The sequence below is a fragment of the Neobacillus mesonae genome, from assembly GCF_023715155.1.
Classification (GTDB): domain Bacteria; phylum Bacillota; class Bacilli; order Bacillales; family Cytobacillaceae; genus Neobacillus; species Neobacillus mesonae_A.
Genome location: NZ_JAMBNQ010000001.1, coordinates 203,283 through 227,930 on the forward strand (window position 1 = coordinate 203,283; position 24,648 = coordinate 227,930).

23 protein-coding genes are annotated in these 24,648 nt (G+C 39.9%); 18 read left to right on the forward strand and 5 right to left on the reverse strand.

Translation table 11 applies throughout. The annotated features are described in order from the left end of the window. Nucleotide 1: 1 nt before the first annotated feature. From lpdA to M3183_RS01110, 4 genes are all read left to right on the forward strand, one after another. Nucleotides 2–1,423 carry a dihydrolipoyl dehydrogenase gene (gene lpdA, locus M3183_RS01095; protein ID WP_251465539.1) on the forward strand — a complete coding sequence of 474 codons (1,422 nt, stop codon included), beginning with the start codon at nucleotides 2–4 and terminating at the stop codon, nucleotides 1,421–1,423. 141 nt (nucleotides 1,424–1,564) lie between these two features. Next, nucleotides 1,565–2,557: a thiamine pyrophosphate-dependent dehydrogenase E1 component subunit alpha gene (locus M3183_RS01100; RefSeq protein ID WP_251465540.1), complete on the forward strand. Its 993-nt coding sequence runs from the start codon at nucleotides 1,565–1,567 to the stop codon at nucleotides 2,555–2,557. 14 nt (nucleotides 2,558–2,571) lie between these two features. Next, nucleotides 2,572–3,555 carry an alpha-ketoacid dehydrogenase subunit beta gene (locus M3183_RS01105; RefSeq protein WP_251465541.1) on the forward strand — a complete coding sequence of 328 codons (984 nt, stop codon included), beginning with the start codon at nucleotides 2,572–2,574 and terminating at the stop codon, nucleotides 3,553–3,555. 38 nt (nucleotides 3,556–3,593) lie between these two features. Next, on the forward strand, nucleotides 3,594–4,886 hold the full coding sequence (locus tag M3183_RS01110; RefSeq protein WP_251465542.1) for a dihydrolipoamide acetyltransferase family protein: 1,293 nt from the start codon (nucleotides 3,594–3,596) through the stop codon (nucleotides 4,884–4,886). Nucleotides 4,887–4,949: 63 nt separating this feature from the next. Here M3183_RS01110 and M3183_RS01115 read toward each other — a convergent pair whose 3' ends face one another. Both M3183_RS01115 and M3183_RS01120 read right to left on the reverse strand, forming a co-directional pair. After that, on the reverse strand, nucleotides 4,950–5,618 hold the full coding sequence (locus M3183_RS01115) for a DUF1129 family protein (RefSeq protein WP_251465544.1): 669 nt from the start codon (nucleotides 5,616–5,618) through the stop codon (nucleotides 4,950–4,952). Further along, on the reverse strand, nucleotides 5,611–5,946 hold the full coding sequence (locus M3183_RS01120; RefSeq protein ID WP_251465545.1) for a PadR family transcriptional regulator: 336 nt from the start codon (nucleotides 5,944–5,946) through the stop codon (nucleotides 5,611–5,613). The genes M3183_RS01115 and M3183_RS01120 overlap by 8 nt, the downstream gene beginning before the upstream one ends. A 255-nt stretch (nucleotides 5,947–6,201) precedes the next feature. On the opposite strand from M3183_RS01120, the gene M3183_RS01125 reads away from it, so the two are divergent. The 9 genes from M3183_RS01125 to M3183_RS01165 all read left to right on the forward strand — a co-directional run bounded on the left by M3183_RS01125 (nucleotide 6,202) and on the right by M3183_RS01165 (nucleotide 16,009). Then, the gene (locus M3183_RS01125; RefSeq protein WP_251466242.1) at nucleotides 6,202–8,031 is read left to right on the forward strand and encodes a methylmalonyl-CoA mutase subunit beta; all 1,830 of its coding nucleotides are present in this window, start codon (nucleotides 6,202–6,204) and stop codon (nucleotides 8,029–8,031) included. Then, the gene (gene scpA / locus M3183_RS01130) at nucleotides 8,012–10,219 is read left to right on the forward strand and encodes a methylmalonyl-CoA mutase (protein ID WP_251465546.1); all 2,208 of its coding nucleotides are present in this window, start codon (nucleotides 8,012–8,014) and stop codon (nucleotides 10,217–10,219) included. Before M3183_RS01125 ends, scpA begins: the two co-directional genes overlap by 20 nt. Further along, a complete protein-coding gene (gene meaB, locus M3183_RS01135) occupies nucleotides 10,209–11,327 on the forward strand; it encodes a methylmalonyl Co-A mutase-associated GTPase MeaB (protein ID WP_251465548.1) in 1,119 nt (372 codons plus the stop codon). Before scpA ends, meaB begins: the two co-directional genes overlap by 11 nt. Before the next feature lie 77 nt (nucleotides 11,328–11,404). Continuing rightward, complete coding sequence (locus M3183_RS01140; protein WP_251465550.1) at nucleotides 11,405–11,842, forward strand: BrxA/BrxB family bacilliredoxin; 438 nt, start codon at nucleotides 11,405–11,407, stop codon at nucleotides 11,840–11,842. 198 nt (nucleotides 11,843–12,040) lie between these two features. Then, nucleotides 12,041–12,823 carry a transporter substrate-binding domain-containing protein gene (locus tag M3183_RS01145; RefSeq protein ID WP_251465551.1) on the forward strand — a complete coding sequence of 261 codons (783 nt, stop codon included), beginning with the start codon at nucleotides 12,041–12,043 and terminating at the stop codon, nucleotides 12,821–12,823. Between the two features lie 78 nt (nucleotides 12,824–12,901). Next, a complete protein-coding gene (locus tag M3183_RS01150) occupies nucleotides 12,902–13,561 on the forward strand; it encodes an amino acid ABC transporter permease (protein ID WP_251466244.1) in 660 nt (219 codons plus the stop codon). Beyond that, a complete protein-coding gene (locus M3183_RS01155; RefSeq protein ID WP_251465552.1) occupies nucleotides 13,554–14,276 on the forward strand; it encodes an amino acid ABC transporter ATP-binding protein in 723 nt (240 codons plus the stop codon). The genes M3183_RS01150 and M3183_RS01155 overlap by 8 nt, the downstream gene beginning before the upstream one ends. Nucleotides 14,277–14,621: 345 nt before the next feature. Beyond that, nucleotides 14,622–15,293 (forward strand): hypothetical protein, encoded by a 672-nt coding sequence (locus tag M3183_RS01160; protein ID WP_251465554.1) that lies wholly within the window; start codon nucleotides 14,622–14,624, stop codon nucleotides 15,291–15,293. Between the two features lie 203 nt (nucleotides 15,294–15,496). Then, on the forward strand, nucleotides 15,497–16,009 hold the full coding sequence (locus M3183_RS01165) for a L,D-transpeptidase (RefSeq protein ID WP_251466246.1): 513 nt from the start codon (nucleotides 15,497–15,499) through the stop codon (nucleotides 16,007–16,009). A gap of 42 nt (nucleotides 16,010–16,051) precedes the next feature. Here the strand turns inward: M3183_RS01165 and prli42 are convergent, their stop codons facing one another. Then, complete coding sequence (gene prli42, locus M3183_RS01170) at nucleotides 16,052–16,150, reverse strand: stressosome-associated protein Prli42 (protein WP_251465571.1); 99 nt, start codon at nucleotides 16,148–16,150, stop codon at nucleotides 16,052–16,054. A 161-nt stretch (nucleotides 16,151–16,311) separates the two neighbouring features. Here prli42 and mce point away from each other — a divergent pair, with 161 nt between their 5' ends. From mce to M3183_RS01190, 4 genes are all read left to right on the forward strand, one after another. Then, nucleotides 16,312–16,725, forward strand: coding sequence for a methylmalonyl-CoA epimerase (mce, locus tag M3183_RS01175; protein WP_251465574.1), 414 nt, complete (start codon nucleotides 16,312–16,314; stop codon nucleotides 16,723–16,725). Between the two features lie 5 nt (nucleotides 16,726–16,730). Continuing rightward, nucleotides 16,731–18,278, forward strand: coding sequence for an acyl-CoA carboxylase subunit beta (locus M3183_RS01180; RefSeq protein ID WP_251465577.1), 1,548 nt, complete (start codon nucleotides 16,731–16,733; stop codon nucleotides 18,276–18,278). 82 nt (nucleotides 18,279–18,360) lie between these two features. After that, nucleotides 18,361–19,482 carry a tripeptidase T gene (locus M3183_RS01185; protein WP_251465580.1) on the forward strand — a complete coding sequence of 374 codons (1,122 nt, stop codon included), beginning with the start codon at nucleotides 18,361–18,363 and terminating at the stop codon, nucleotides 19,480–19,482. Between the two features lie 77 nt (nucleotides 19,483–19,559). Continuing rightward, entirely contained in the window at nucleotides 19,560–20,837 is a 1,278-nt protein-coding gene (locus tag M3183_RS01190) for a DNA polymerase IV (protein WP_251465583.1), read from the forward strand. A gap of 40 nt (nucleotides 20,838–20,877) precedes the next feature. Here M3183_RS01190 and zwf read toward each other — a convergent pair whose 3' ends face one another. Beyond that, the gene (gene zwf / locus M3183_RS01195) at nucleotides 20,878–22,380 is read right to left on the reverse strand and encodes a glucose-6-phosphate dehydrogenase (RefSeq protein WP_251465586.1); all 1,503 of its coding nucleotides are present in this window, start codon (nucleotides 22,378–22,380) and stop codon (nucleotides 20,878–20,880) included. 195 nt (nucleotides 22,381–22,575) lie between these two features. Between zwf and rnz the strand changes: the two genes are divergently transcribed. Next, a complete protein-coding gene (gene rnz / locus M3183_RS01200) occupies nucleotides 22,576–23,499 on the forward strand; it encodes a ribonuclease Z (protein WP_251465589.1) in 924 nt (307 codons plus the stop codon). A 77-nt stretch (nucleotides 23,500–23,576) separates the two neighbouring features. Here the strand turns inward: rnz and namA are convergent, their stop codons facing one another. Beyond that, complete coding sequence (namA, locus tag M3183_RS01205; protein ID WP_251465591.1) at nucleotides 23,577–24,596, reverse strand: NADPH dehydrogenase NamA; 1,020 nt, start codon at nucleotides 24,594–24,596, stop codon at nucleotides 23,577–23,579. Nucleotides 24,597–24,648: the final 52 nt, after the last annotated feature.

Consider the following 24,648-nt stretch of genomic DNA (forward strand, 5'->3'; position numbering starts at 1 on the left):
AGTGGCACAAGAGTATGATTTAGTAATAATAGGCGGTGGAACGGGCGGCTATGTAGCTGCTATTCGTGCTTCACAACTTGGCTTAAAAACAGCAATCGTTGAAAAAGGTAAACTTGGCGGGACATGTTTACATAAAGGCTGCATACCCACTAAAGCGATGTTAAGAAGTGCGGAAGTATATGCTGTAACAAAGCGTGCACAAGATTTTGGAGTAGAGGCAGCTAATGTTTCTCTAAACTTTGGAAAAGTTCAGGACCGAAAACAAAACATTATTAACCAGCTTCATAAAGGTGTACAGCATTTAATGAAGAAAGGCCAAATTGATGTATATGAAGGAATTGGCCGGATACTGGGACCCTCTATTTTTTCCCCAATTCCTGGCACTATTTCAGTCGAAATGAACAACGGAAGCGAAAATGAAATGCTTATCCCTAAAAATATTATAATCGCGACAGGATCGCGGCCCAGAACTCTCCCAGGACTAAGTATTGATGGAGAATATGTTATGACTTCAGATGAGGCCTTAGAAATGGAATCCCTCCCCGATTCTATGATCATTGTCGGAGGAGGTGTAATTGGCATTGAATGGGCATCGATGCTTTCTGATTTCGGTGTTAAGGTTACGGTCATTGAATATGCTGAAAGGATTATCCCTACAGAGGATCATGAAATATCAAAAGAAATGCAGCGATTGTTGAAGAAAAAGGGAATTACCATTTTAACAAGTGCGAAAGTCCTTCCAGAATCGCTTGTAAAGGATCATGGAGTTACGATTGCGGCGGAGATAAATGGGGATGTAAGGGAATTTAAGGCAGAAAAAATCCTTGTTTCCGTTGGGCGTCAGGCAAATACGGAGGGAATTGGCCTTGAAAATACTGAAATTCAAATTGAAAAAGGTTTTATTGCCGTTAATCCATATTTTCAAACGAAGGAATCCCATATTTATGCCATTGGAGATTGTATAGGAGGTTTGCAATTAGCACACGTTGCCTCCCATGAAGGAATCATAGCAGTAGAACATATTGCCGGGAAAAAGCCGGATCCATTAGAATATCATCTTGTTTCAAGATGTATTTATAGTAATCCAGAGGTTTCAAGTGTAGGGATCACAGAGGAACAGGCAATTGAAAATGGGCATAAAGTGAAAACAGGCAAATTTTCTTTCAAGGCAATTGGCAAAGCACTTGTTTTCGGCGAGGCTGATGGATTTGTAAAAATTATTGCTGATGATGTGACAGATGATTTATTAGGTGTTCATATGATTGGACCGCATGTAACAGACATGATATCAGAGGCAGGGCTTGCACTTGTTTTGGATGCAGTGCCATGGGAAATTGCTCAAACTATCCACCCACATCCCACTTTGTCAGAGGCAATTGGGGAAGCGGCGCTGGCCGTCGATGGTAAGGCAATTCACGGATAAGTTTAAAGAAAACCTTTTTTGACTAAAAAGTAGATGAATAAAAGAATTTGAGCTGTAAGCTGATTCTTGATAAAAGAGCTTTTACCCTTACAAGTATAGTTATATGCTTGTGTGATATATATAACCGGGAGGATGAACTTAATGGCAGAAAATCGTCATAAAGCGTTAGGTCTAAGCGACGAAAAGGTATTGGAAATGTATGAAACCATGCTTTTAGCGCGTCGTATTGATGAACGGATGTGGCTGTTAAACCGTGCAGGAAAAATTCCATTTGTTATTTCATGTCAAGGTCAGGAAGCAGCCCAGGTGGGTGCTGCCTTTGCATTAGATCGGGAAAAAGACTATGTACTGCCATATTATCGCGATTTAGGAGTAGTATTGACATTTGGAATGACACCAAGGGAGCTTATGCTTTCAGGGTTTGCTAAGGCTGAAGATCCAAATTCCGGAGGACGGCAAATGCCTGGCCATTTTGGACAAAAGAAAAACCGGATTGTGACAGGTTCGTCGCCAGTGACAACTCAGGTGCCGCATGCTGTAGGAGTTGCACTTGGAGGAAAGTTGGAGAAAAAGGATTTTGTCTCTTTTGTGACATTTGGTGAAGGATCTTCCAACCAAGGGGATTTTCATGAGGGGGCAAACTTTGCAGGTGTTCATAAACTCCCAGTGATATTTATGTGTGAGAATAATAAATATGCTATTTCTGTACCTGTCGAAAAACAATTGGGCTGTGAAAAAGTATCGGATCGTGCGATTGGCTATGGTATGCCAGGATTCACAGTCGACGGTAACGACCCATTGGAAGTGTATAAAGTTGTAAAGGATGCAGCGGATAGAGGACGCCGCGGGGAAGGACCTACCTTGATTGAAACGGTTTCTTATCGTTTAACACCGCATTCATCAGACGATGATGACCGTTCATATCGTGCTCCATCTGAAGTGGCGGATGCTAAAACGCATGATCCTATCATCACTTTCGGAGCCTATTTAAAGGAAATTGGTGTTATGACAGAGGAACTGGAAAAAGAAATTAATAATCGTGTGATGAAAATGGTAAATGAAGCCACTGACTATGCTGAAAATGCACCGTATGCAGCGCCTGAGGATGCGTTGAAATACGTTTATGGGAATTGATAGGGGGGAGAAACATGGCAGTCATTTCATATATTGATGCTGTAACAATGGCCATTCGCGAAGAAATGGAAAGGGACTCAAAGGTATTTATACTTGGTGAAGATGTAGGAAAAAAGGGCGGTGTTTTTAAGGCAACTCAAGGATTATATGAACAATTTGGTGAAGAGAGAGTAATAGATACCCCTCTTGCAGAATCTGCTATTGCTGGAGTTGGAATTGGTGCAGCAATGTACGGGATGCGGCCGATTGCGGAAATGCAATTTGCTGATTTCATCATGCCCGCAGTTAATCAAATTATTTCGGAGGCTGCGAAAGTCCGCTATCGCTCCAATAATGACTGGAACTGTCCGATTGTCATTCGAGCTCCATATGGCGGCGGTGTGCATGGTGCTCTTTACCATTCCCAATCTGTTGAAGCGGTTTTTGCCAGCCATCCGGGACTGAAAATTGTTATGCCCTCTACACCCTATGATGTTAAGGGATTATTAAAAGCCGCAATTCGGGACGATGATCCGGTTTTATTCTTCGAACATAAACGCGCTTATCGATTAATAAAAGGGGAAGTCCCGTTAGAGGACTACACACTGCCAATTGGAAAAGCGGATGTGAAGCGAGAAGGAGAAGATATAACGGTCATTACTTACGGCCTATGTGTTCATTTTGCACTGCAAGCTGCCGAGAAATTAGCTGAAGACGGAATTTCAGCGCATATTCTTGATTTACGAACGGTATATCCGCTGGATAAAGAAGCAATTATTGAAGCTGCTTCAAAAACAGGCAAGGTTTTGCTTGTGACAGAGGATAACAAAGAAGGAAGTATTATGGGCGAAGTAGCGGCTATTATTGCCGAACATTGTTTATTTGAATTGGATGCCCCCATTAAACGTTTGGCAGGTCCAGATGTTCCGGCAATGCCTTATGCACCGTCCATGGAGAAATTTTTTATGGTCAATCCTGACAAAGTAGAAAAAGCAATGCGTGAATTAGCAGAGTTCTAGTATGGATCGAAACTAGAAGCAAGAAGGAGGGTTACCCATTGGCAGTAGAACAAATAAAAATGCCGCAATTAGGCGAAAGTGTTACAGAAGGTACCATTAGTAAATGGCTGGTAAAGTCAGGGGAAAGAGTAAATAAATATGATCCTCTAGCAGAGGTAATGACCGATAAAGTAAATGCGGAAGTACCCTCATCCTTTTCAGGAGTCATTAAGGATTTAGTTGCAGCTGAAGGAGATACAATTGCTGTTGGCGAAATAATCTGCACGATTGAAGTGGAGGGGCAAGAGGATTCTGAAATAAAAACTAAAGAAACTGCCAGCAAACCGGAACGATTATCCGTTTCACCAGAGGGCACCGCTAAGGGCAAAGAAAATAAAGCCCGCTATTCACCAGCCGTTCTTAAACTTTCACAAGAACATGGAATTGATTTGAAACAGGTAGAAGGTACAGGCGCAGGAGGCCGGATTACCAGAAAGGATTTATTAAAATTAATTGAGTCCGGAAATATTCCAGCTGCTGGGCAAAAAGAAGCTCTCCCTATAGTAGAACCTGTTAATGAAATGTCCCAGCCTGCAGCAGTAAAGCCGGCTCCACAACCTGTCCCAGCTGCGGCCAATATCTCAGCCTCCGCCGGCGATATTGAAATCCCGGTGACAGGTGTACGCAAAGCGATTGCGGCAAATATGCTTCGCAGCAAGCATGAAATTCCACATGCATGGACAATGGTGGAAGTAGATGCAACGAATCTTGTGGAATACCGTAATTCGCTTAAAGAAGAATTTAAGAAAAAAGAAGGTTTTAACCTTACTTATTTTGCGTTCTTTGTAAAAGCTTGTGCACAGGCTTTGAAAGAATATCCGCAAATAAACTCAATTTGGGCAGGGGATAAAATCATTCAGAAAAAAGATGTGAATATTTCAATTGCTGTAGCAACTGAAGACGCCCTATTTGTTCCGGTTATTAAAAATGCCGACGAAAAGACAATTAAGGGAATTGCCCGTGAAATTTCTGAATTAGCTTTAAAAGTAAGAAATGGAAAACTGAAGCCCGAGGATATGCAGGGAGGGACTTTTACAGTAAACAATACAGGCTCGTTCGGATCTGTTCAATCTATGGGGATTATTAATTACCCGCAAGCAGCGATTTTACAAGTTGAATCCATAGTGAAACGCCCTGTAGTCATGAATGGTATGATTGCAGTTCGTGATATGGTCAACCTTTGCTTATCACTTGACCACCGAGTACTGGATGGTTTAGTGTGCGGCCGCTTCCTTGCCAGAGTGAAAGAAATTCTCGAAAACATGTCCCAATCCACCACTTCCATTTATTAAATCCGCTTATCCGCCAATTAACCTAATTGGCGGATGTTTTTCCTGAGATTAGATGGGAAGGGGTTACACATTTTTTAAAATCCGGGAAACTCCCCAAATGACAGCTCCACTTATCAAAGAGGTGTACCATGCAAAATCCATTGAAGGTCCAATGCCCGGCAGGAAATACCCAGCAGCTATAACGATTCCCATTGAAACGGCGCCATAAAGACCAGCCTTTACTGAATCACTTAAACTGCTGTTCTTTTCTTTAAAAAGGGAATGATTAATGATTTTAAAAATATACCGTACACCGAAAAGGCTGAATCCAACAATTAAAAAGACAATAATTGACGTTTTAACTGGATAAACTGTAATATTTACATCCTTGAAAAAAGAGGCTCCAAAAATAATAACACCACGAATTAATAAAAAGTAACCTAACAGATTCAGAGCAATTTCTGAAAAAAATTTAGCTAAGTTTTTCCTATTCTCCCTTGGCAGCTGTTCAATTAATTCATCAGCAAATCTCTTCGGATTATTCCCAAAAATTTCCGCTGCAGTCTTTCCTTCTTTTTGCCCTTCAATTAAATGGTCCAATATCTCCATTAAAATTTCTTCAGATTGCTGCTCTGAAAGAAATAAATGCAGTCTAATATATAGTAGAAAATCAGTATAATATTTTTCGTTTTCTGGAGTTAGTTCAGTCCTTCGATGATTATTCATTTCAATTAACTGCTTAGCTTCAATCATTTGAATTCCCCCTTTTTAATAATGAGTTTGCAGGAATTACAATTTGTTCCCACTCTTTTGCGATCTCATTCAAAACTTTCATTCCAGCTTCGGTTAAAAAATAATATTTTCGATTAGGGCCTGACGCCGAAGGCTGCATTTCCCCGCGAATATAGCCATTCTTTTGCAGCCTTAATAAAACTGGATAAATGGTGCCTTCACTAACATCTTTAAGTCCTGCTTGTTGCAGTTTTTTTGAAAGTTCATAACCATATGCAGGTTCTTTTTCAATGACCGAAAGTACACACCCATCCAATATTCCTTTTAATAACTGGCTTCGTAATGACATAATAGGCTTCCTTTCAGATAGTATATGGTAAAACAAGGTAGTGGTTTGTAAAATAACTACTTTGCATTACAAAGTAGTTGATTATAGAATAAAATGGAAAAGTATTTCTGTCAAGCAGTAATTGCGAGTTAAAGGAAGCAAACTTTCAGGAACAGCTTGGCTTGTTATGAAGGTGCTTATGTTTTCTTATTGCCTGATTACAAATTGTGTCCTAAAATAGTATATACATGGAAGGGGGATAAGGTTTTGGATGAAATGAGAAATCAGAATTTTCCAATAGGGTCATTGGACGATTGGTATGAAAAGGCTGTTCAGTCACTAAAAGGAAAAAGGGCAGAATCATTGCAAACCAATACATATGAATCGATTATTTTGAAACCGCTTTATACCAAAAAAGATGAACAATCCGTATCGAACTACCCTGGAGGGTCAGATTTTAGAAGAGGGACTGACCTGTTAGGCTACGTTAAGAATGAATGGAAAGTCGCACAGAAGATTCAATACGAAACCTTTGAAGAGCTAAAACAAAAGCTTGAAGATGCCTTAAATAAGGGACAAACTGCTAATGCCTTTGAGATTTCTAAGACAATAGCTGCTAGTTTTTCAGAATTAATAGGGGATAAAGCGGGAAAATATCCGTTTGCAATTAATTCAAAACAGTACCAGGCGGAGATTTTAAATAATCTATCCAAAACGGGAGCACAGTTATCTGGATATATTGCTAATGATCAAATAGCATTATTTGCCGAAGAGGGAGTTCTTCAGGAAGAAGCACTACAAAAGTGGGCAAATGAAATAAAGCAATTAAACAATCAATATCCCAATTTACGTACAATTCTTATTGATACAACAGTTTATCATAATGGAGGGGCTAATGCTGTTCAAGAATTAGCTATCGCAGCAGCCACCGGTGTATTTTATCTTGATAAACTGTTAGAGGCAGAAGTTAATCTCGAAAAAGCTCTTTCCAAAATGATTTTTCAGTTCTCCATAGGAAGTAATTTCTTTATGGAATTGGCAAAGATTCGAGCAGCTAGACTGCTATGGAATCGAATTACAGAACTATATGGAGCCGAAGAGAAAGCACGAGGAATGCAAATTTCAGCAGAAACCTCCCGATTTACAAAAACAATTCATGATCCAGAGGTTAATCTGCTTCGGTCCGGAAATGAGGCTTTTGCAGCCGTTTTAGGGGGAGTCCAATACTTGCATGTGGAGCCATTTGATGGAATCACTGGCTCAAGCCCTTTCTCAGAAAGAATTGCCCGTAATATGCAGCTGATTTTAAAAGAAGAGGCTCATTTGCAAAAAGTAGCTGACCCGGCCGGTGGATCTTGGTATATAGAAACGTTGACAGATGAATTGGCAGAAAAGGCATGGGCATTTTTTCAAGCAATTGATGCGAGAGGCGGAATTCTTGAAGGGTTAAAAACAAATTGGCTCCAGAAGGAAATTGCCGAAGCTTTTGCGAAAAAAAGCTATGATGTCATGACGAGAAAACAAAGCATCGTTGGGACAAATGTTTATGCAAAACTGGATGAAACGGTTACGTATAAAAAAGAAAATAAAGTTATAAAAAATAATAATATAGAATCCATACCTCAAAGAAGATTAGCAGAGTCATATGAACAATTGCGAAGAAAGGCCCAAAATTTGGCTGACCAAAAAGGGACTGTACCGGCTGTTGGAATGCTCTGCCTTGGGGAATTGAAACAATACAAGGCAAGGCTTGATTTCATGAAAGGCTTCTTATCTGCAGGCGGGATCAATACAATTGAAAGCCATGCAATACATTCCATTGAAGATGCGAAACAATTCCTTACTTCATTATCTGCTCATTTCATTTGTATTTGCGGAACGAATGAACAATATGAAGCACTTGGACATGAAATGCTGAATTCTTTGAAACAATCGTTTCCAACGAGGGAATTTTTCTTGGCAGGGCTTCCTGAAAAGGAAAGCCAAAATCAGTGGGCGGCTGAAGGAATTAAACAATTTATTCATGTTAAAAGCAATTGCTATGAAATACTTTCTGCCATTTTAAATGAATTGGAGGTGACAATGGATGAAAAACAAAAAGCCTGATTTTCAAAACACTCCATTGTTTGATAAAACACCGCAAATGACAAAAGAAGAATGGAAGAAAAAAGTAGAGCAGGAAATAAATGATTCTATCGAAAATCTGCTCTTTGAAACCAATGAGCAGATCAAATTAAAACCTCTCTATACGAAAGAAGATCGGAAAGGAATTGAACATCTGGATCATCTTCCAGGACTGCCGCCATTTACAAGGGGACCATATCCAACTATGTACGTGAATCGTCCTTGGACAGTTAGACAATATGCCGGATTTTCAACAGCCGAGGAAAGTAATGCCTTTTATCGCCGAAACTTGGCGATGGGACAAAAAGGTTTATCAGTGGCTTTTGACCTTGCGACCCATCGAGGGTACGATTCTGATCATTCACGTGTTGTAGGGGATGTTGGAAAAGCGGGTGTGGCCATTGATTCCGTACTTGATATGAAAACTTTGTTTGCTGGAATTCCACTGGATCAAATGTCTGTTTCAATGACGATGAATGGTGCGGTGCTTCCGGTGCTTGCCTTTTTTATCGTAACAGCCGAGGAGCAGGGGGTTACCCAGGAAAAATTATCGGGCACAATTCAAAATGATATTTTAAAAGAATATATGGTTCGAAATACATATATTTATCCGCCGGAAATGTCAATGAAAATTATTGCTGACATTTTTGAATATACATCCAAATATATGCCAAAGTTTAATAGCATCAGTATTTCCGGATACCATATGCAGGAGGCTGGAGCACCCGCAGATATAGAGCTTGCATATACCCTGGCTGACGGCTTGGAATATGTAAGAACGGGTCTTAAAGCAGGAATTGATATTGACTCATTTGCCCCAAGGCTGTCATTTTTCTGGGGTATTGGCATGAATTATTTTATGGAGGTTGCTAAATTACGGGCTGCAAGGCTGATTTGGGCAAAAATGATGAAATCCTTTCATCCGAAAAATGAAAAATCTATGGCACTTCGCACTCATTCACAAACATCCGGCTGGAGTTTGACAGAGCAAGATCCATTTAATAATGTAGCCAGAACGTTAATTGAAGCCCATGCTGCAGCAATGGGACATACTCAATCCCTGCATACGAATGCACTAGACGAAGCGATTGCCCTGCCGACTGATTTCTCTGCACGGATTGCCCGCAACACACAGCTTTTCCTCCAAGAAGAAGCTGGAATTACCAAGGTAATTGATCCTTGGGCTGGTTCCTATTATGTTGAAAAGCTGACCGATGAACTAGTGAAAAGGGCCTGGAGCCATATAGAGGAAATCGAAAATCTTGGCGGTATGGCAAAAGCAATTGAAACCGGCCTTCCAAAAATGAGGATTGAGGAGGCGGCCGCCAGAAGACAAGCACAAATTGATTCCGGCAAGGAAACGATTATAGGTGTTAACCGCTTCCGCCTTGAAAAAGAAGAGCCGCTTGATATTTTAGATATTGATAATACAGCCGTCCGGCTAAAGCAGATTGAAAAATTAAATTCCCTTAAAGCTGGACGGGATGATCAGAATGTGGAGGAGGCTTTGACCGCTCTTGCACAGGCTGCAAAAACGGGTGAAAGAAATTTATTAGAGCTTGCTGTTCAGGCAGCACGAGTTAGAGCATCATTAGGAGAAATTTCTGATGCTATTGAAAAAGCCGCAGGACGTCATAAAGCGGTAATCCAATCCATCAGTGGTGTATACAGCTCAAGCTACAGTAATGAAGAAGAAATTGCCGCAGTAAAACAAATGTCTGACGAATTCCTTGAAAACGAAGGAAGAAGACCGAGGATTTTAATTGCAAAGATGGGGCAGGATGGACATGACCGAGGTGCCAAAGTGATTGCCACCGCCTTTGCGGATCTTGGTTTTGACGTTGATATTGGTCCATTATTCCAGACTCCGGAGGAAACAGCGCTGCAAGCTGTTGAAAATGATGTACATGTTATTGGTATGAGTTCGCTTGCTGCCGGACATAAAACACTTTTGCCAGAGCTTGCTGCTGAACTGAAAAAATTAGGCCGTGAAGATATTCTAATTGTAATCGGAGGTGTCATACCAGCTCAGGATTATCAATTTTTATATGACCATGGTGCATCCGCCATATTTGGACCTGGGACGGTCATTCCGGTTTCTGCACAAAAAGTCATTAAAGCTATTTATCAACAGCTTGGTTATGAGGAAGTAGAAACTAATGGCCGCTGATGATTATAAGCCTGAATGGAGTGACCCGGATAATCCTGACCTTTGTTCAAGTGTGGTAAGAAAAGGAGAACCGATAGAAGGGCAGGAGAGTTCTCTTCAAAAAAACAGCCGTTTTACCAAACGAAACGTGCAGGAGCCTGCTATAGAAGAGTTGTTCAATGGTGTCCGAAACGGAAACAGAGGTCTGCTCGCAAGGGCGATTACGCTTATAGAAAGTAATGCACAACACCATTTCCAAAAGGCACAGGACCTTTTGCAAAAACTTCTGCCATACAGCGGCAATTCAATTCGGATTGGGATAACAGGGGTGCCTGGAGCTGGAAAAAGTACATTTATTGAAGCTTATGGAAATTATCTTTGCAGCAAGGGATTAAAGGTAGCGGTCCTTGCCATTGATCCAAGTTCAAGCATCAGCGGGGGCAGTATTCTTGGTGATAAAACCCGGATGGAGAGGCTTGCAAGGAATCCGCGGGCATTTATCCGCCCTTCACCATCTGCCGGAAAACTTGGCGGTGTCCACCGAAAAACCCGGGAAACGATGCTTGTATGTGAAGCAGCTGGTTTTGATGTAATTTTAATTGAAACCGTTGGTGTCGGGCAAAGTGAAGTTATTATCAGAGATATGGTTGATTTCTTTATGCTGCTGGTATTAACGGGTGCAGGCGATGAATTGCAGGGAATGAAAAAAGGAATTATGGAACTTGCCGATGCCGTTATTGTTCATAAAGCGGACGGTGATAATAAGCCGAGGGCAGAAAAAACAAGGCATGAGTATAAACGAATTCTTCATTTTCTTCAGCCTGCAACAAAAGGCTGGGAAACGAAAGCATATACCTGTTCTTCCTTTACTGGGGAAGGCATCAGTGAAATTTGGGAAATGATTAAAAACTTCGAAGAGACAGGAAAAGATTCGGGAGTTTTTGGAGAGAGACGAAAAGCACAGGCGCGTGAATGGCTTTATGCATTAATTACAGACCAGCTGCACTATCATTTTTATCATCATCCGGAAATTAAGAATCTGCTGCCGAAATTAGAGAATGAAGTCATTGCCGGAGATCAAACTGTTGCTTCGGCAGTGGACATTCTTTTTAAACAATTTCATTTCTAAGTAATACTATTTGGAAAAAATGCATTTCACCTGTTAATATGGTAGCATAGGCTAAATTAAAGGAGTGAAAGAAATAGATGAGTATGGATTTTAATATTTTTATGAATGATGTTGTCCGCCAGGCGCGTCAGGAGATTACTTCTGTTGGTTACGAAGAGCTTACAACACCTGAAGAAGTAGAAGAAGCATTAGAGCGTAAAGGAACAACCTTGGTAATGATTAATTCGGTTTGCGGCTGTGCCGGGGGCATTGCCCGTCCTGCAGCTGCTCACGCGATTCATTATGATAAACGTCCTAACCATCTTGTAACAGTATTTGCCGGACAGGATAAAGAAGCAACGGAAAAGGCGAGAAGCTACTTTACTGGTTTTCCGCCATCCTCACCATCCTTTGCATTGTTAAAGGACGGAAAAATTTGTTCTATGCTGGAAAGACATCAAATCGAAGGGTATGACCCTGCAACAGTAGTATCAAAATTACAGCAGGAATTTGAAAAATACTGTGAAGAAGTATAATTTAGAGAAAAAGTCAATCTCACATGAGGTTGACTTTTTTTAGTCTGGGAAAAATTACTTTTTAAAAAAAGGCTGGTTATTTAGAAAAATATATTTGCATAATAATAATTCTGTGTTAAAATTCATTACATTGAATAATTATTAATTCAGTCGCCTATTAATCAAATTATATGAAATACATCAAAGGGGGAATACCAAATGAAAAAGGTACTTATACTATTGTTAACAATGGTAATGGCAGTAGGTCTTGCTGCTTGCGGAACTAGTGATAAAGAGAACAAAGCGGGCAGCAGCGATAAAAAAGTATTGGTGATGGGCACATCTGCTGACTATGCACCATTTGAATATGTTGAAACAGAGAAAAGTGATGAGATTATTGGGTTCGATGTTGATTTAGGAAAAGCTATTGCTAGTAAACTAGGTTATAAAGTAGAAGTAAAGGATATGGATTTTAATGGATTAGTACAAGCCCTTAAATCAGGTCAGGCAGACTTTGTAATGGCAGGTATGACTCCAACACCAAAAAGAAAGAAAAACGTTGATTTCAGTGATATTTATTACACAGCTAAACACATGATTGTTTCCAAAAAAGAGAGCAACATTAAATCTTTAGAAGACTTAAAAGGAAAAACAGTTGGAGTGCAGCTTGGTTCTATTCAAGAAGAAAAAGCGAAAGAGATTGCTAAGCAGGTCGATATTAAAATAGAAGACCGTAACCGTATTCCAGATCTAATTCAAGAAATGAAATCCGGCAGATTTGATGCAGCAATTATTGAAGATACAGTTGCTAAAGGATATATCAATAAAGAAAAAGATCTTACAGATTTTACGATTAGTGACAAACCTGAAGATGCAGGATCCGCAATTGCTTTTCCAAAAAACAGTGAATTAACAAAGAAATTTAATGAAGAGTTAAAGAAAATGAAGGAAAATGGCGAACTTGATAAATTAGTTGTAAAATGGTTCGGCGGAGAACAGTAATTTTCTTGACTAGAGACGTTTGGGAGAGGTATTTTTCTTCCGGACGTCTCTACTATTTTATTGAAAGGAAGGTATATGATGGACTTAGATTTTATGCAATTTATCCCATCTTTGCCCTATATTTTAAAAGGAATTCTTGTCACTTTAAAAATTGTCGTTATTGCGGCAGTTTTAGGGTTTGTCTTTGGAATCATCCTATCGTTATTTAAAATAAGCAAAGTCAAAATTCTTGGATGGTTTGCCGATTTTTATACATCTATATTTCGCGGTACACCTTTAGTCCTGCAATTAATGATCATTTATTTTGGTTCACCGCAGATTTTTGGTTTCCAAGTTGAGCCATATACTGCTGCCATTTTGTCTTTTTCCCTTAATTCGGGTGCTTATATTTCAGAAATTATTCGTGCCGGTATTATGGCCATTGATAAAGGCCAGCAGGAAGCTGCGATGGCATTGGGCGTACCTTATGGAAAAATGATGTGGGATCTTATCCTCCCTCAGGCGCTTAAAAACATTCTTCCTGCATTAATGAATGAATTTATTTCGCTTACAAAAGAGTCAGCGATTGTCACAACAATTGGTGTTATGGATATTATGCGTCGTGCTTACCAAGTGGGGGCACAATACTATTCTTATTTTGAACCATTAATTCTCGCTGGTATTATTTATTATTTAATGGTTATTACCTTGACTCTATTAGGGAAAGCAGTGGAAAGGAGAATGAGACGCAGTGATTAAGGTAGAAAATTTGTATAAAAATTTTGGGAATCTTGAAGTTTTAAAGGGAATTTCAACAACCATTAATACTGGTGAAGTTGTCGCAATCATCGGCCCATCTGGTTCGGGTAAATCTACCTTTTTACGCTGTATGAACCTCCTAGAAACGCCAACCAAGGGGAAAATTTGGATTGGGGATCAAGAAGCAACAGATAAAAAAACAAATATCATGAAGATTCGGCAAAATGTAGGGATGGTATTTCAGCACTTTCATCTTTTTCCTCATAAAACAGTCCTGCAAAACCTTACCTACGCACCAATGAAGGTAAAAGGGCTGTCAAAGGGACAAGCTGAAAAAACTGCTTTTGACCTATTAAAAAGGGTAGGCTTATCGGAAAAAGTAAACGAGTATCCTAAGCGATTATCCGGGGGTCAAAAACAGCGGGTTGCTATTGCAAGGGCCTTAGCGATGGAACCTGAAGTCATGCTTTTTGATGAACCGACGTCTGCCCTTGACCCGGAAATGGTAAAAGAAGTATTAGAGGTTATGAAGACACTGGCTCATACCGGGATGACGATGGCCATTGTAACGCACGAAATGGGCTTTGCCCGTGAAGTAGCTGACCGGGTGCTATTCCTTGATGGCGGGATTCTTCTTGAAGATGCACCACCTAAGGAGTTTTTCTCTAATCCAAAAAGTGAGCGGGCACATGAATTTTTAGAAAAAATGCTATAACAAAAAAGATGGTCATTTGTGATTAAGTAGTTCCGTTTCGGTGGAGAAACATACCAAACAGCATGTTAAATAGGAGACAAAATCGCATACGATTTTGTCTCCTATTTTCCTCTTTATATCAACGACCAAGAGCTATAACCACTTTAATTAGCCAGCAAAATCGCAGCCTAAAAAACATATTGACAATAGTTGTTGTCAATGTGCTGTGCTAATTACTTGTTAATTCCTAGGCAATTTACTAGGTTGTTTTTTACTGAGGTTCACTTGGTTTTTTTGAAACACAAGTAGTCTAATCCATAATTGGGTAACCGGCGAAGGTAAAATAAGCGGAGATTTTTCCGCTATATGCAGAATGGAGCTCGTTTCGAGGAATATAAGGGGAGGTTTTCCGTTTATCCAAAGCAAAATTACCTAATTTCATATTTGTCGAGTCAATTGGTAAAAAATACGAAACTGTCTCTCATCGGTGTTATGAAGGACAAAATTACTGTAAAAAGGACGAAACTGTCTTTCATCGGCGTTATGAAGGACAAAATTACTGTAAAAAGTACAAAACTGTCTCTCATCGGTGTTATGAAGGACAAAATTACTGTAAAAAGGACGAAACTGTCTTTCATCGGCGTTATGAAGGACAAAATTACTGTAAAAAGTACAAAACTGTCTTTCATCGGCGTTATGAAGGACAAAATTACTGTAAAAAGGACGAAACTGTCTTTCATCGGCGTTATGAAGGACAAAATTACTGTAAAAAGGACGAAACTGTCTTTCATCGGCGTTATGAAGGACAAAATTACTGTAAAAAGGACGAAACTGTCTCTCATCGGCGTTATGAAGGACAAAATTACTGTAAAAAGGACGAAACTGTCTTTCATCGGCGTTATGAAGGACAAAATCAGGCGGAAACCCTCCGTCTATTTTAGCTATTTTCAGTGTTTTTTGTTACTTAAAGGAAATTTCTCCGCCTATTTATCAAATTTGCCTCAGCGTTTAACGACTTGTACAACCTCTCCATATTAAAGAGCTTTTTTGTGTGCTAGTTATATTTTTAATTACTTGTTATTCATGCAACGCATTCTTATGTTATTTGTGTTGTGGTTTTAGATATTCTCCACATTATCGGAACTACTTAATTTGTGATGATCATCTTTTTTTGTTAGGAATAAAGTGAATGACTATATGAAGAATGATGCAAACTAGGAGGAAAAAGGAAGGTGGATGATTTGCCTAACCTCTTATCGTCATTTCTTCTTGTTTTTTTTCTCTCGCCACTATGGCCCTTAGGACCAAATCCTTTACCTGGCAATCCATTTGTGATTATAAATAAAAGTCAAAATGAACTTGCCTTTATAAACGACAACAGGGTGCAGACAATTGTCAGTGTTGGCACCGGCAAAACAGAAGAATTGACTCCTGAAGGTCTGTTTACCATAACTGTAAAAGCGGAAAATCCCTACTATCGTCGTAAAAATATTCCCGGCGGTGACCCCAACAATCCTCTCGGTGCAAGGTGGATTGGCTTTGATGCCAGGGGAACGGACGGCAGAATATACGGCATCCATGGGACGAATCAGCCAGCATCGATTGGTAAATATGTTTCCCAAGGCTGCGTTCGAGCACAAAATGAAGTAATCAGCTCTTTATATCCGCAAATACCTCTTGGAACCAAAATATTAGTGATATCCTCCCAAAAGTCATTTGAACAACTGGCAAGAAAATATCAGGCCATTAAATAATAAAAACGGGATTGTTCATACGAACAGTCCCGTTTTATATATTTAAGATAAAAATTGGCCGATTCCAATAAGGAGGGTTGAGGCAAGCATTGCGAATAACATTAGATAAACAATAATTTTTCTCGTATTTTTCTTTTTCAATATGGATTCCTCCCTGGGACTTTACTATTAATATATATTGTACAAGGAAAAATCAAAATGGACAACGGAAACAACTATGCAATTCAGGAAGGATTTATAAAATTTATCACGAATAAAGTAATTGTCGAAACTATGTTAAAACTGAAACAGAGGGATTAAAAATGATAAAAAAAGTAGACCATATTGGCATTGCAGTGAAATCGCTTGAAGCTGTACTTCCTTTTTACACAGAGGTATTAGGTCTCCCTTTACTAAAAATTGAAGAGGTTGACAGCCAAAAGGTAAAAGTTGCTTTTTTAAAAGCTGGAGAAATCAAATTAGAACTTCTTGAGCCGACGTCAAATGAAAGCGCTGTTGGCAAATTTATCGAAAAGCGCGGAGAAGGTATCCACCATGTCGCTCTCGGAGTAGATTCCATTGAAGAAAGAATAAAAGAATTAAAGGAAAATGGAATTCGTATGATTGATGAGAAACCTAGATCTGGTGCAGGTGGAGCTGATATTGCATTTATGCATCCAAAATCTGCATCAGGTGTGTTATTTGAGCTTTGTGAAAAGAGAGAGAAGAAGGAGTAATGAATATGGACATCTATGAAAAAATTAATGAATTGTATGATAAGCGCAGAGAAGTGGAACTTGGCGGCGGAGATGAACGGATTGATAAACAACATGAAAAAGGGAAATTAACAGCCCGCGAGCGAATTGAACTATTGGTCGATAAAGGCAGTTTTGTGGAACTTAATACATTTATTGAGCACAGGACAACAGATTTTGGAATGGATGAGCAAAAAGGTCCCGGTGACGGAGTTGTAACCGGTTATGGAAAAGTTAACGGACGGCCGATTTATCTGTTTTCTCAGGACTTTACGGTATTTGGCGGGGCCCTTGGGGAAATGCATGCCAAGAAAATTGCCACTGTCATGGACTTAGCTGCAAAAAATGGCACACCTTTTGTCGGCTTGAATGACTCAGGAGGTGCACGGATTCAGGAAGGAGTCGTATCCTTGGATGGCTACGGTCATATTTTCTACCGTAACTCCATTTATTCGGGGGTTATTCCGCAAATCTCTGTCATTATGGGACCATGTGCAGGAGGAGCTGTTTATTCACCAGCCATTACTGACTTTGTTATTATGGTTGAGAAAACGAGTCAAATGTTTATTACGGGTCCAAAGGTAATTGAAACAGTTACAGGAGAGAAAATTTCCTCGGAAGACCTTGGCGGGGCAAATGTACATAACACCATCAGCGGAAATGCCCATTTTCGTGCGGCAACAGAAGAAGAGGCACTATTACAGGTCCGAAATCTATTAGGTTATTTGCCGCAAAATAATCAAGAAACAACACCGCATGCGGCTATAGAGGAATCAGATGATTACCGTCCAGATCTTACCGATGCGATTCCATTCGATGCAGTCCGGCCATATGATGTCCGAAAAGTCATCGATCAGGTTGTTGATCATAATTCCTTTATGGAAATTCAGAAAGACTTTGCAAAAAATATTGTTGTAGGTTTTGCTAGAATAAAAGGGGAAACAGTTGGATTAGTCTGCAATCAGCCAAAAGTGATGGCGGGAGGTTTGGATATCGACTCCTCAGATAAAGCTGCAAGATTTATTCGTACTTGCGACTCCTTTAACATTCCGATTATTACATTCGAAGATGTGACCGGCTTCTTCCCTGGAATTAAGCAGGAACACGGCGGTATCATTCGCCACGGGGCTAAAATTTTATTTGCCTATTCTGAGGCGACTGTGCCAAAGCTTACGGTAATTTTACGAAAAGCATATGGCGGTGCATATGTGGCACTGAACAGTAAGTCAATCGGGGCAGATCTTGTCTTTGCCTGGCCAAATGCAGAAATTGCTGTTATGGGCCCTCAAGGTGCCGCTAATATCATTTTTGCCAAGGAGATTCAGAACAGTGATAACCCAGAACAAATCAGACAGGAAAAAATTGCAGAATATCGCGATAAATTTGCCAATCCCTATGTGGCCGCATCAAGAGGAATGGTTGATGATGTGATAGACCCGCGGGAAACAAGAATTAAAATCATTCAAGCATTAGAAATGCTCCGTAATAAAAAAGAATCACGGCCATATAAAAAACATGGGAATATTCCGCTTTAATCTTATGAAGCCCCGTTATTTGATGCTAAGATATGGAAAAGGTATACTAATATAGTGAATACATATTACGGAGGGTTCAAAAATGATCAATCAAGAACGCCTGTTAAATGAATTTTTAGAGCTGGTGCAAATTGATTCAGAAACAAGAAATGAAGCTGAAATTGCCAAAGTTCTAAAGCAAAAGTTTACAGATTTAGGCCTAGAAGTCTTTGAAGATGATACAATGGCAGTAACAGGACATGGTGCAGGAAACTTAATTTGTACACTGCCTGCGACGAATGAAGGAGTCGATCCGATTTATTTTTCCTGCCATATGGATACTGTGACACCTGCAAAAGGCGTGAAGCCTTCCATTAAAGATGGCTATGTTGTCACAGATGGAACAACGATTTTAGGTGCGGATGATAAGACAGGCATTTCCGTTATGCTTGAAACCATCCGCTTATTAAAAGAACAAAGTCTTCCTCATGGGTTGATTCAATTTGTTATCTCTGTCGGCGAGGAATCAGGACTTCAAGGGGCTAAGGCAATCAATCCATCACTTTTGAAAGCAAAATACGGCTATGCTCTTGATAGTGATGGTTTAGTTGGGAATGTGGTTGTGGCAGCACCAACGCAGGCAAAAGTAAAGGCAGTAATCTATGGTAAAACAGCTCATGCAGGTGTTGCACCAGAAAAAGGAGTTTCTGCTATTACAATTGCCGCTAAATCAATTGCAAAAATGCCGCTTGGACGGATTGACAATGAAACGACAGCAAACATCGGCCGGTTTGAAGGCGGACAAGCAACGAATATTGTTTGCGATCGTGTTGATATCTTAGCTGAGGCCCGTTCGCTGATTAATGAAAAAATGGAAGCACAGGTTAATAAAATGAAAACGGCATTTGAAACCACTGCTGCAGCAATGGGAGGAAGAGCAGAGGTCGACGTGGAAGTGATGTACCCAGGATTTAAGTTTGGCGGTGGCGACGAGGTTGTTGAAATAGCCCGGAAAGCAGCTTCTAAGATAGGACGCAGCTGTGAACTCTTGCATAGCGGAGGAGGCAGTGATGCCAATGTATTTAATGGCTTTAATATTCCAACGGTCAACCTTGCAGTAGGTTATGAAGAGATTCATACAACAAATGAGCGGATGCCGGTTGCAGAACTATACAAGCTTGCAGAAATGACTTTAGCGATTATCGATGTTGTGACAAACCAATAATTTCTTAACAGGAGAGCCTAAAGTTTGGGCTCTCTTTTTGATATAATAGAGGGAGAACATTGTAAGGATGTGTCAGCATGAAAGAAATGTATCCCAAAAACGGCAGAGTCATTTTGCATGTGGATATGAATAGCTTTTATGCCTCAGTGGAAATGGCCTATGACCCGTCACTTAAAGGAAGGCCTCTGGCGATTGCCGGTAATGTTGAAGAAAGACGGGGGATTATCGTTACTTGCAGCTATGAAGCTAGAAAATACGGGGTTAAAACCACTATGCCATTGTGGGAAGCGAAAAAGCTTTGCCCTCATTTAATTGTGAAAAAACCTAATTTTGACCGTTACCGTGCCGCATCCATGGGCATGTTTGGAATTTTAAGGCAGTACACTCCGCTGGTTGAGCCTGTCTCTATTGATGAGGGATATATGGATATTACAGACAGCTTTGAGCTTGGTTCTCCTATTGAAATTGCTGAAAGCATTCAAAAGCAAATTCTTAAACAGCTGGATCTTCCATGCAGTATTGGAATTGCGCCAAATAAATTTTTAGCGAAAACCGCTTCAGATATGAAAAAGCCAATGGGGATCACTATTTTGCGAAAACGGGATATTCCTGCTGTCCTTTGGCCGTTAGAGACAAATGAAATGCACGGGGTCGGCAAAAAAACAGCAGAGAAACTTAAAACAATTGGAATTCATACCATTGGCCAGTTGGCGAAAGCAAATGAGATTCAATTAAAAAAACTTTTAGGGATTAATGGAATCCGTTTAAAAGAACGAGCAAATGGAGTGGATAAACGCCATGTAGATCCGGAATCAGTAGAAGAATTTAAAAGCATCGGGAATTCTACAACACTTCCGAGGGATATGACCAACCAGCAAGACCTTTTTCACATACTGGAATCCTTGGCGGAAACTGTCTCTATCAGGCTGAAGCGAAAAAATGTCTTAGCTGTCACCTTAGGAATTACTATTCGTTATAAGGATCGAAAAACCATTACAAGAAGCAAAAAGCTGGGAAATCCGATACAGCAAAAAGAAGATATCGCCTTAGCTGCCAAGCAGCTTTTTCTAAAACATTGGAATGGCGACCCTGTCCGATTATTAGGAATCACCGGATATGACTTAGTGGAGCCTGATTTTGCTTATAAACAATTGGACTTATTTTCTTATGAGAAAGATGCTCAAAAGGAACCCTTGATTCAAACGCTGTCCAGTTTAAGGGAAAAATACGGGAAAAATATTATTGAAAGAGCTGGTTCGCATCAATTGGACCCAAATAATCAAGTAGGTACTTCCACTAGTTTTAATAAGGATTTTCTTCGTTCTTTTTCACAACAAGATCGAGAAAAAGAGTAAAAGCTCCACTGCCGATAGTCAGCATGTGGAGCTTTTGTTTTTATTTACAGTTATCTACATCTAGATTTGTGATTGGCCACCAGAAGAATCCATCTTTTTCTAAAAGTTTGTTTGCTGCTTCTGGTCCCATTGAACCAGCCTGGTAATTTGGAAAATCAGCTTTTTCATTTTCCCATGCCTTTGAAATCTTATCAACAAAAGCCCAGGAATAGGCGACTTCATCCCAGTGGGTGAAATTTGTAGCATCGCCGCGCATGCAGTCGTAAAGCAGTTTTTCATATCCTTCTGGAGTATTCATGGCATTTGTGCCTGAATTTGAAAAACTTAATTTCACTGTTTGTGCATCAAGCTGACTGCCAGAGCCCGTTTGTTTAGCATTCAGGTGTAACGTAATGCCCTCCTCAGGCTGAATATGAATTACCAGCAGGTTTGGATTAAGCATTTTTTTCGGCTGGTAGTATAAGTTCATAGGGATATCTTTAAATTGAACAACGATCTTTGTTGATTTTGTTTCCATTCTTTTTCCTGTACGAATATAGAACGGAACACCTGCCCAGCGAAAATTATCAATCATAATTTTTCCGGCAACAAAGGTTTCAGTGTTGGATTCTTTGTCTACCATTGGTTCATCACGATATTCTGGAACCTGTTTGCCCTCAATTGTTCCCTCACCATACTGACCGCGAACAAAATAATCTTTTACTTTTTTCTGTTCAATCGTACGAAGCGAACGAAATACTCTTACTTTTTCTGAACGGATTTCATCGGTTGTAAGGGAGATAGGGGGTTCCATTGCAAGCAGAGCCACCATTTGCAGCATGTGATTTTGCAGCATATCACGCAATGCGCCGCTTGATTCATAATAACGGCCGCGTTCTTCCACTCCGAGAACCTCACTGGATGTCACTTGAATATTGGAAATATAACGGTTATTCCAAAGTGGCTCAAATATGGCGTTGGCAAACCGGATGACCTCAATATTTCGGACCATTTCTTTTCCTAAATAGTGATCAATCCGATAAATCTCTTCTTCGGAAAAAGCGGTTCTAATTTGTTGATTTAATTCCATAGCCGATTCCAGGTTATGCCCGAATGGTTTTTCAATCACCAAGCGTTTATAACCTTTTACATCGGTTAAACCGTCTGATTTTAAATGCAAAGCAATTGGTCCAAAAAATTCTGGTGCCATTGCTAAATAGAAAATCCGATTTCCTTGAAGCTGATAATGTTCATCAATTTCATCGGCAAACTTTTTTAGTGCAGCATATGAACTTGAATCTGATACATCGTGTGATTGATAATAAAAATGGGAAATAAACTTGTCAAGGTCACTCTTTTCCCCCATTGCAGATGTCACAGACTCTTGTACAGATTGTTGAAATTCCTCATTGGAAAGAGTTCTTCTTCCAACACCAATCACAGCAAATTGTTCAGATAATCTTTGACGTTCAAATAATCTGTAAAGGGATGGGAATAGCTTTCGTTTTGCTAAATCTCCTGTAGCCCCGAATATCATAATTAATGAAGCCATGTTTTGTTCCATGTTTTGTAACCTCTTTTCTTGCAGCATGCTGGCTTATGTATTTTATGAACAAAGACAATACTATCTGTTTCTTTTAGATTTCTCAAATATAATGATTTGCATGTATCCAAATTCATTATTAGTACTGGAATTTAGGAAATTATCCTTCTTTTATGCTATATTATCCATATGGCTTATGGAACGGAGGCTTTTATTATGGATTTGTTTTTCTTGGGAACAGGCGCAGGCATGCCTGCTAAACAGCGTAATGTCACATCAATTGCTCTCAAGCTGCTTGAAGAGCGTGGTGCCATTTGGCTGTTTGATGCAGGTGAGGCTACCCAGCACCAAATATTACATACATCTATTAAACCGAGAAGAATAGAAAAAATTTTCATCACCCATCTTCATGGCGACCATATATACGGTCTTCCCGGCCTGTTATCAAGCCGTTCCTTCCAAGGGGGAGAATCGGAGGTTACGTTATATGGGCCAAAAGGAATTAAGGAATTTTTAAATGTCAGTTTGTCGGTCAGCCAAACGTATTTGAAATATCCCTTAACAATTGTTGAGATTGAAGAGGGTATTGTGTTTGAGGATGAGCAATTTTTGGTAGAGGCGAAAATTTTAGAGCATGGGATTACATCTTATGGATATCGAATGGTTGAAAAAGACAGACCCGGAACATTGCTGGCGGATAAACTGAAGGAGGCTGGGGTACAGCCTGGACCGATTTTTAGAAAAATTAAGAACGGGGAGGCTGTAACGTTAGAGGATGGGAGGATAATTGAACCATGTGAATTTGTTGGTCCTGCTCAAAAAGGAAGAGTTGTAACAATCCTTGGAGATACCAGGTATTGTGAAAACGCCGTTTTACTGGCGAAGGATGCGGACTTGTTAATTCATGAAGCCACTTTTTCAAAAGAAGAGGAAAAGCTCGCTTTTGATTACTTCCATTCAACAACCCATCAGGCCGCTAAAATTGCCAGACAGGCTGAATGTAAGCAATTATGTTTGACCCATATTAGTTCAAGATATAACCGCAATGATTGGAAAGAGTTAGTTAATGAGGCAAAGGAAATCTTTGAGAATACAGATATAGCTGAGGATTTTAAGGAGATTACAATACCATATAAATAAAAATAGGATCTAAAAGACCAAATCTAGCGGCAAAAATAAAAAATGGCCTCAGATTTTCTGAGAGCCATTTTCTTCGTTTATCTCCAACCGCGTTGATATTGGACAGGAGCTTCTATTTCAACCCCGAGCGTTTTGGCTGCTGTTCTTGGCCAGTATGGGTCACGCAGTAACTCCCGTGCTAAAAAGACTAAATCTGCCCGATTGTTTTGTAATATTTCCTCCGCTTGAATAGGTGAGGTGATTAAACCGACTGCTCCGGTATCTATTTCGGCTCCATTTTTTATGGTTTCTGAAAATGGAACCTGATAGCCGGGATACACGTTAATCCGGGCTTGTACTACTGCACCGGAACTAACATCGACTAAATCAACACCTTGTTCCTTCATCCAATTGGCAAAAATTATATAATCTTCCGGTGTTAACCCTTCCTCATGATAATCATTTGCCGAAACACGAACAAACAATGGTCCTTCCCAAACGGTTTTAACTGCATCAATCACTTCACGAAGGATGCGGTAACGATTTTCAGCAGAGCCGCCATATTCATCCGTTCTTTTATTGGAGAGCGGAGAAAGGAATTCATGAATTAAATATCCGTGTGCACCATGAATTTCAATTACATCAAAGCCAGCTTTCTTTGCGCGCTCAGCCCCTTTTTTAAATGCTTCAACAGTTTCTTCAATATCTGCTTTCGTCATTTCCTTCGGTGTTTTTGATTTTTCATTAAAAGGAATCGCTGATGGGGCTATAATTTCGCCTTCTAATTCTGCCTTTCTGCCGGCATGAGCCAGCTGGATGCCTATTTTTGTATCATGCTCTTTTACAAGTCCGACAAGTTCTTGCAGCCCTTCAACATGTTCATCGCCCCAGATTCCTAAATCCTGCGGCGAAATCCGCCCTTGAGCGGTGACGGCTGTTGCTTCAACAATGATTAATCCTACTTGTCCGACTGCTCTAGTTGTATAATGTGTTCGGTGCCAGTTCTGGACATGTCCGTCCTTATTGTGGCTGGAATACATACACATTGGTGACATAACAATTCGATTTTTTAAAGTAACGTCCTTAATTGTATAAGGAGAAAATAATTTTACAGTCAACTTATAAACCTCCTTCAATAAATAACCACTTTTAGTATAGCAAATGTACCCA

Bases quoted from the DNA above. Each gene is read 5' to 3' on its own strand.
- rnz (WP_251465589.1), top strand. From the start codon at position 22,576: ATGGATTTGTTTTTCTTGGGAACAGGCGCAGGCATGCCTGCTAAACAG.
- M3183_RS01125 (WP_251466242.1), top strand. From the start codon at position 6,202: ATGAGAAATCAGAATTTTCCAATAGGGTCATTGGACGATTGGTATGAA.
- M3183_RS01115 (WP_251465544.1), bottom strand. From the start codon at position 5,618: ATGATTGAAGCTAAGCAGTTAATTGAAATGAATAATCATCGAAGGACT.
- mce (WP_251465574.1), top strand. From the start codon at position 16,312: ATGATAAAAAAAGTAGACCATATTGGCATTGCAGTGAAATCGCTTGAA.
- meaB (WP_251465548.1), top strand. From the start codon at position 10,209: ATGGCCGCTGATGATTATAAGCCTGAATGGAGTGACCCGGATAATCCT.
- M3183_RS01190 (WP_251465583.1), top strand. From the start codon at position 19,560: ATGAAAGAAATGTATCCCAAAAACGGCAGAGTCATTTTGCATGTGGAT.
- M3183_RS01120 (WP_251465545.1), bottom strand. From the start codon at position 5,946: ATGTCATTACGAAGCCAGTTATTAAAAGGAATATTGGATGGGTGTGTA.
- M3183_RS01150 (WP_251466244.1), top strand. From the start codon at position 12,902: ATGGACTTAGATTTTATGCAATTTATCCCATCTTTGCCCTATATTTTA.
- M3183_RS01160 (WP_251465554.1), top strand. From the start codon at position 14,622: ATGCAGAATGGAGCTCGTTTCGAGGAATATAAGGGGAGGTTTTCCGTT.
- M3183_RS01145 (WP_251465551.1), top strand. From the start codon at position 12,041: ATGAAAAAGGTACTTATACTATTGTTAACAATGGTAATGGCAGTAGGT.
- zwf (WP_251465586.1), bottom strand. From the start codon at position 22,380: ATGGAACAAAACATGGCTTCATTAATTATGATATTCGGGGCTACAGGA.
- M3183_RS01100 (WP_251465540.1), top strand. From the start codon at position 1,565: ATGGCAGAAAATCGTCATAAAGCGTTAGGTCTAAGCGACGAAAAGGTA.
- scpA (WP_251465546.1), top strand. From the start codon at position 8,012: ATGAAAAACAAAAAGCCTGATTTTCAAAACACTCCATTGTTTGATAAA.
- M3183_RS01180 (WP_251465577.1), top strand. From the start codon at position 16,731: ATGGACATCTATGAAAAAATTAATGAATTGTATGATAAGCGCAGAGAA.
- M3183_RS01140 (WP_251465550.1), top strand. From the start codon at position 11,405: ATGAGTATGGATTTTAATATTTTTATGAATGATGTTGTCCGCCAGGCG.
- M3183_RS01185 (WP_251465580.1), top strand. From the start codon at position 18,361: ATGATCAATCAAGAACGCCTGTTAAATGAATTTTTAGAGCTGGTGCAA.
- M3183_RS01105 (WP_251465541.1), top strand. From the start codon at position 2,572: ATGGCAGTCATTTCATATATTGATGCTGTAACAATGGCCATTCGCGAA.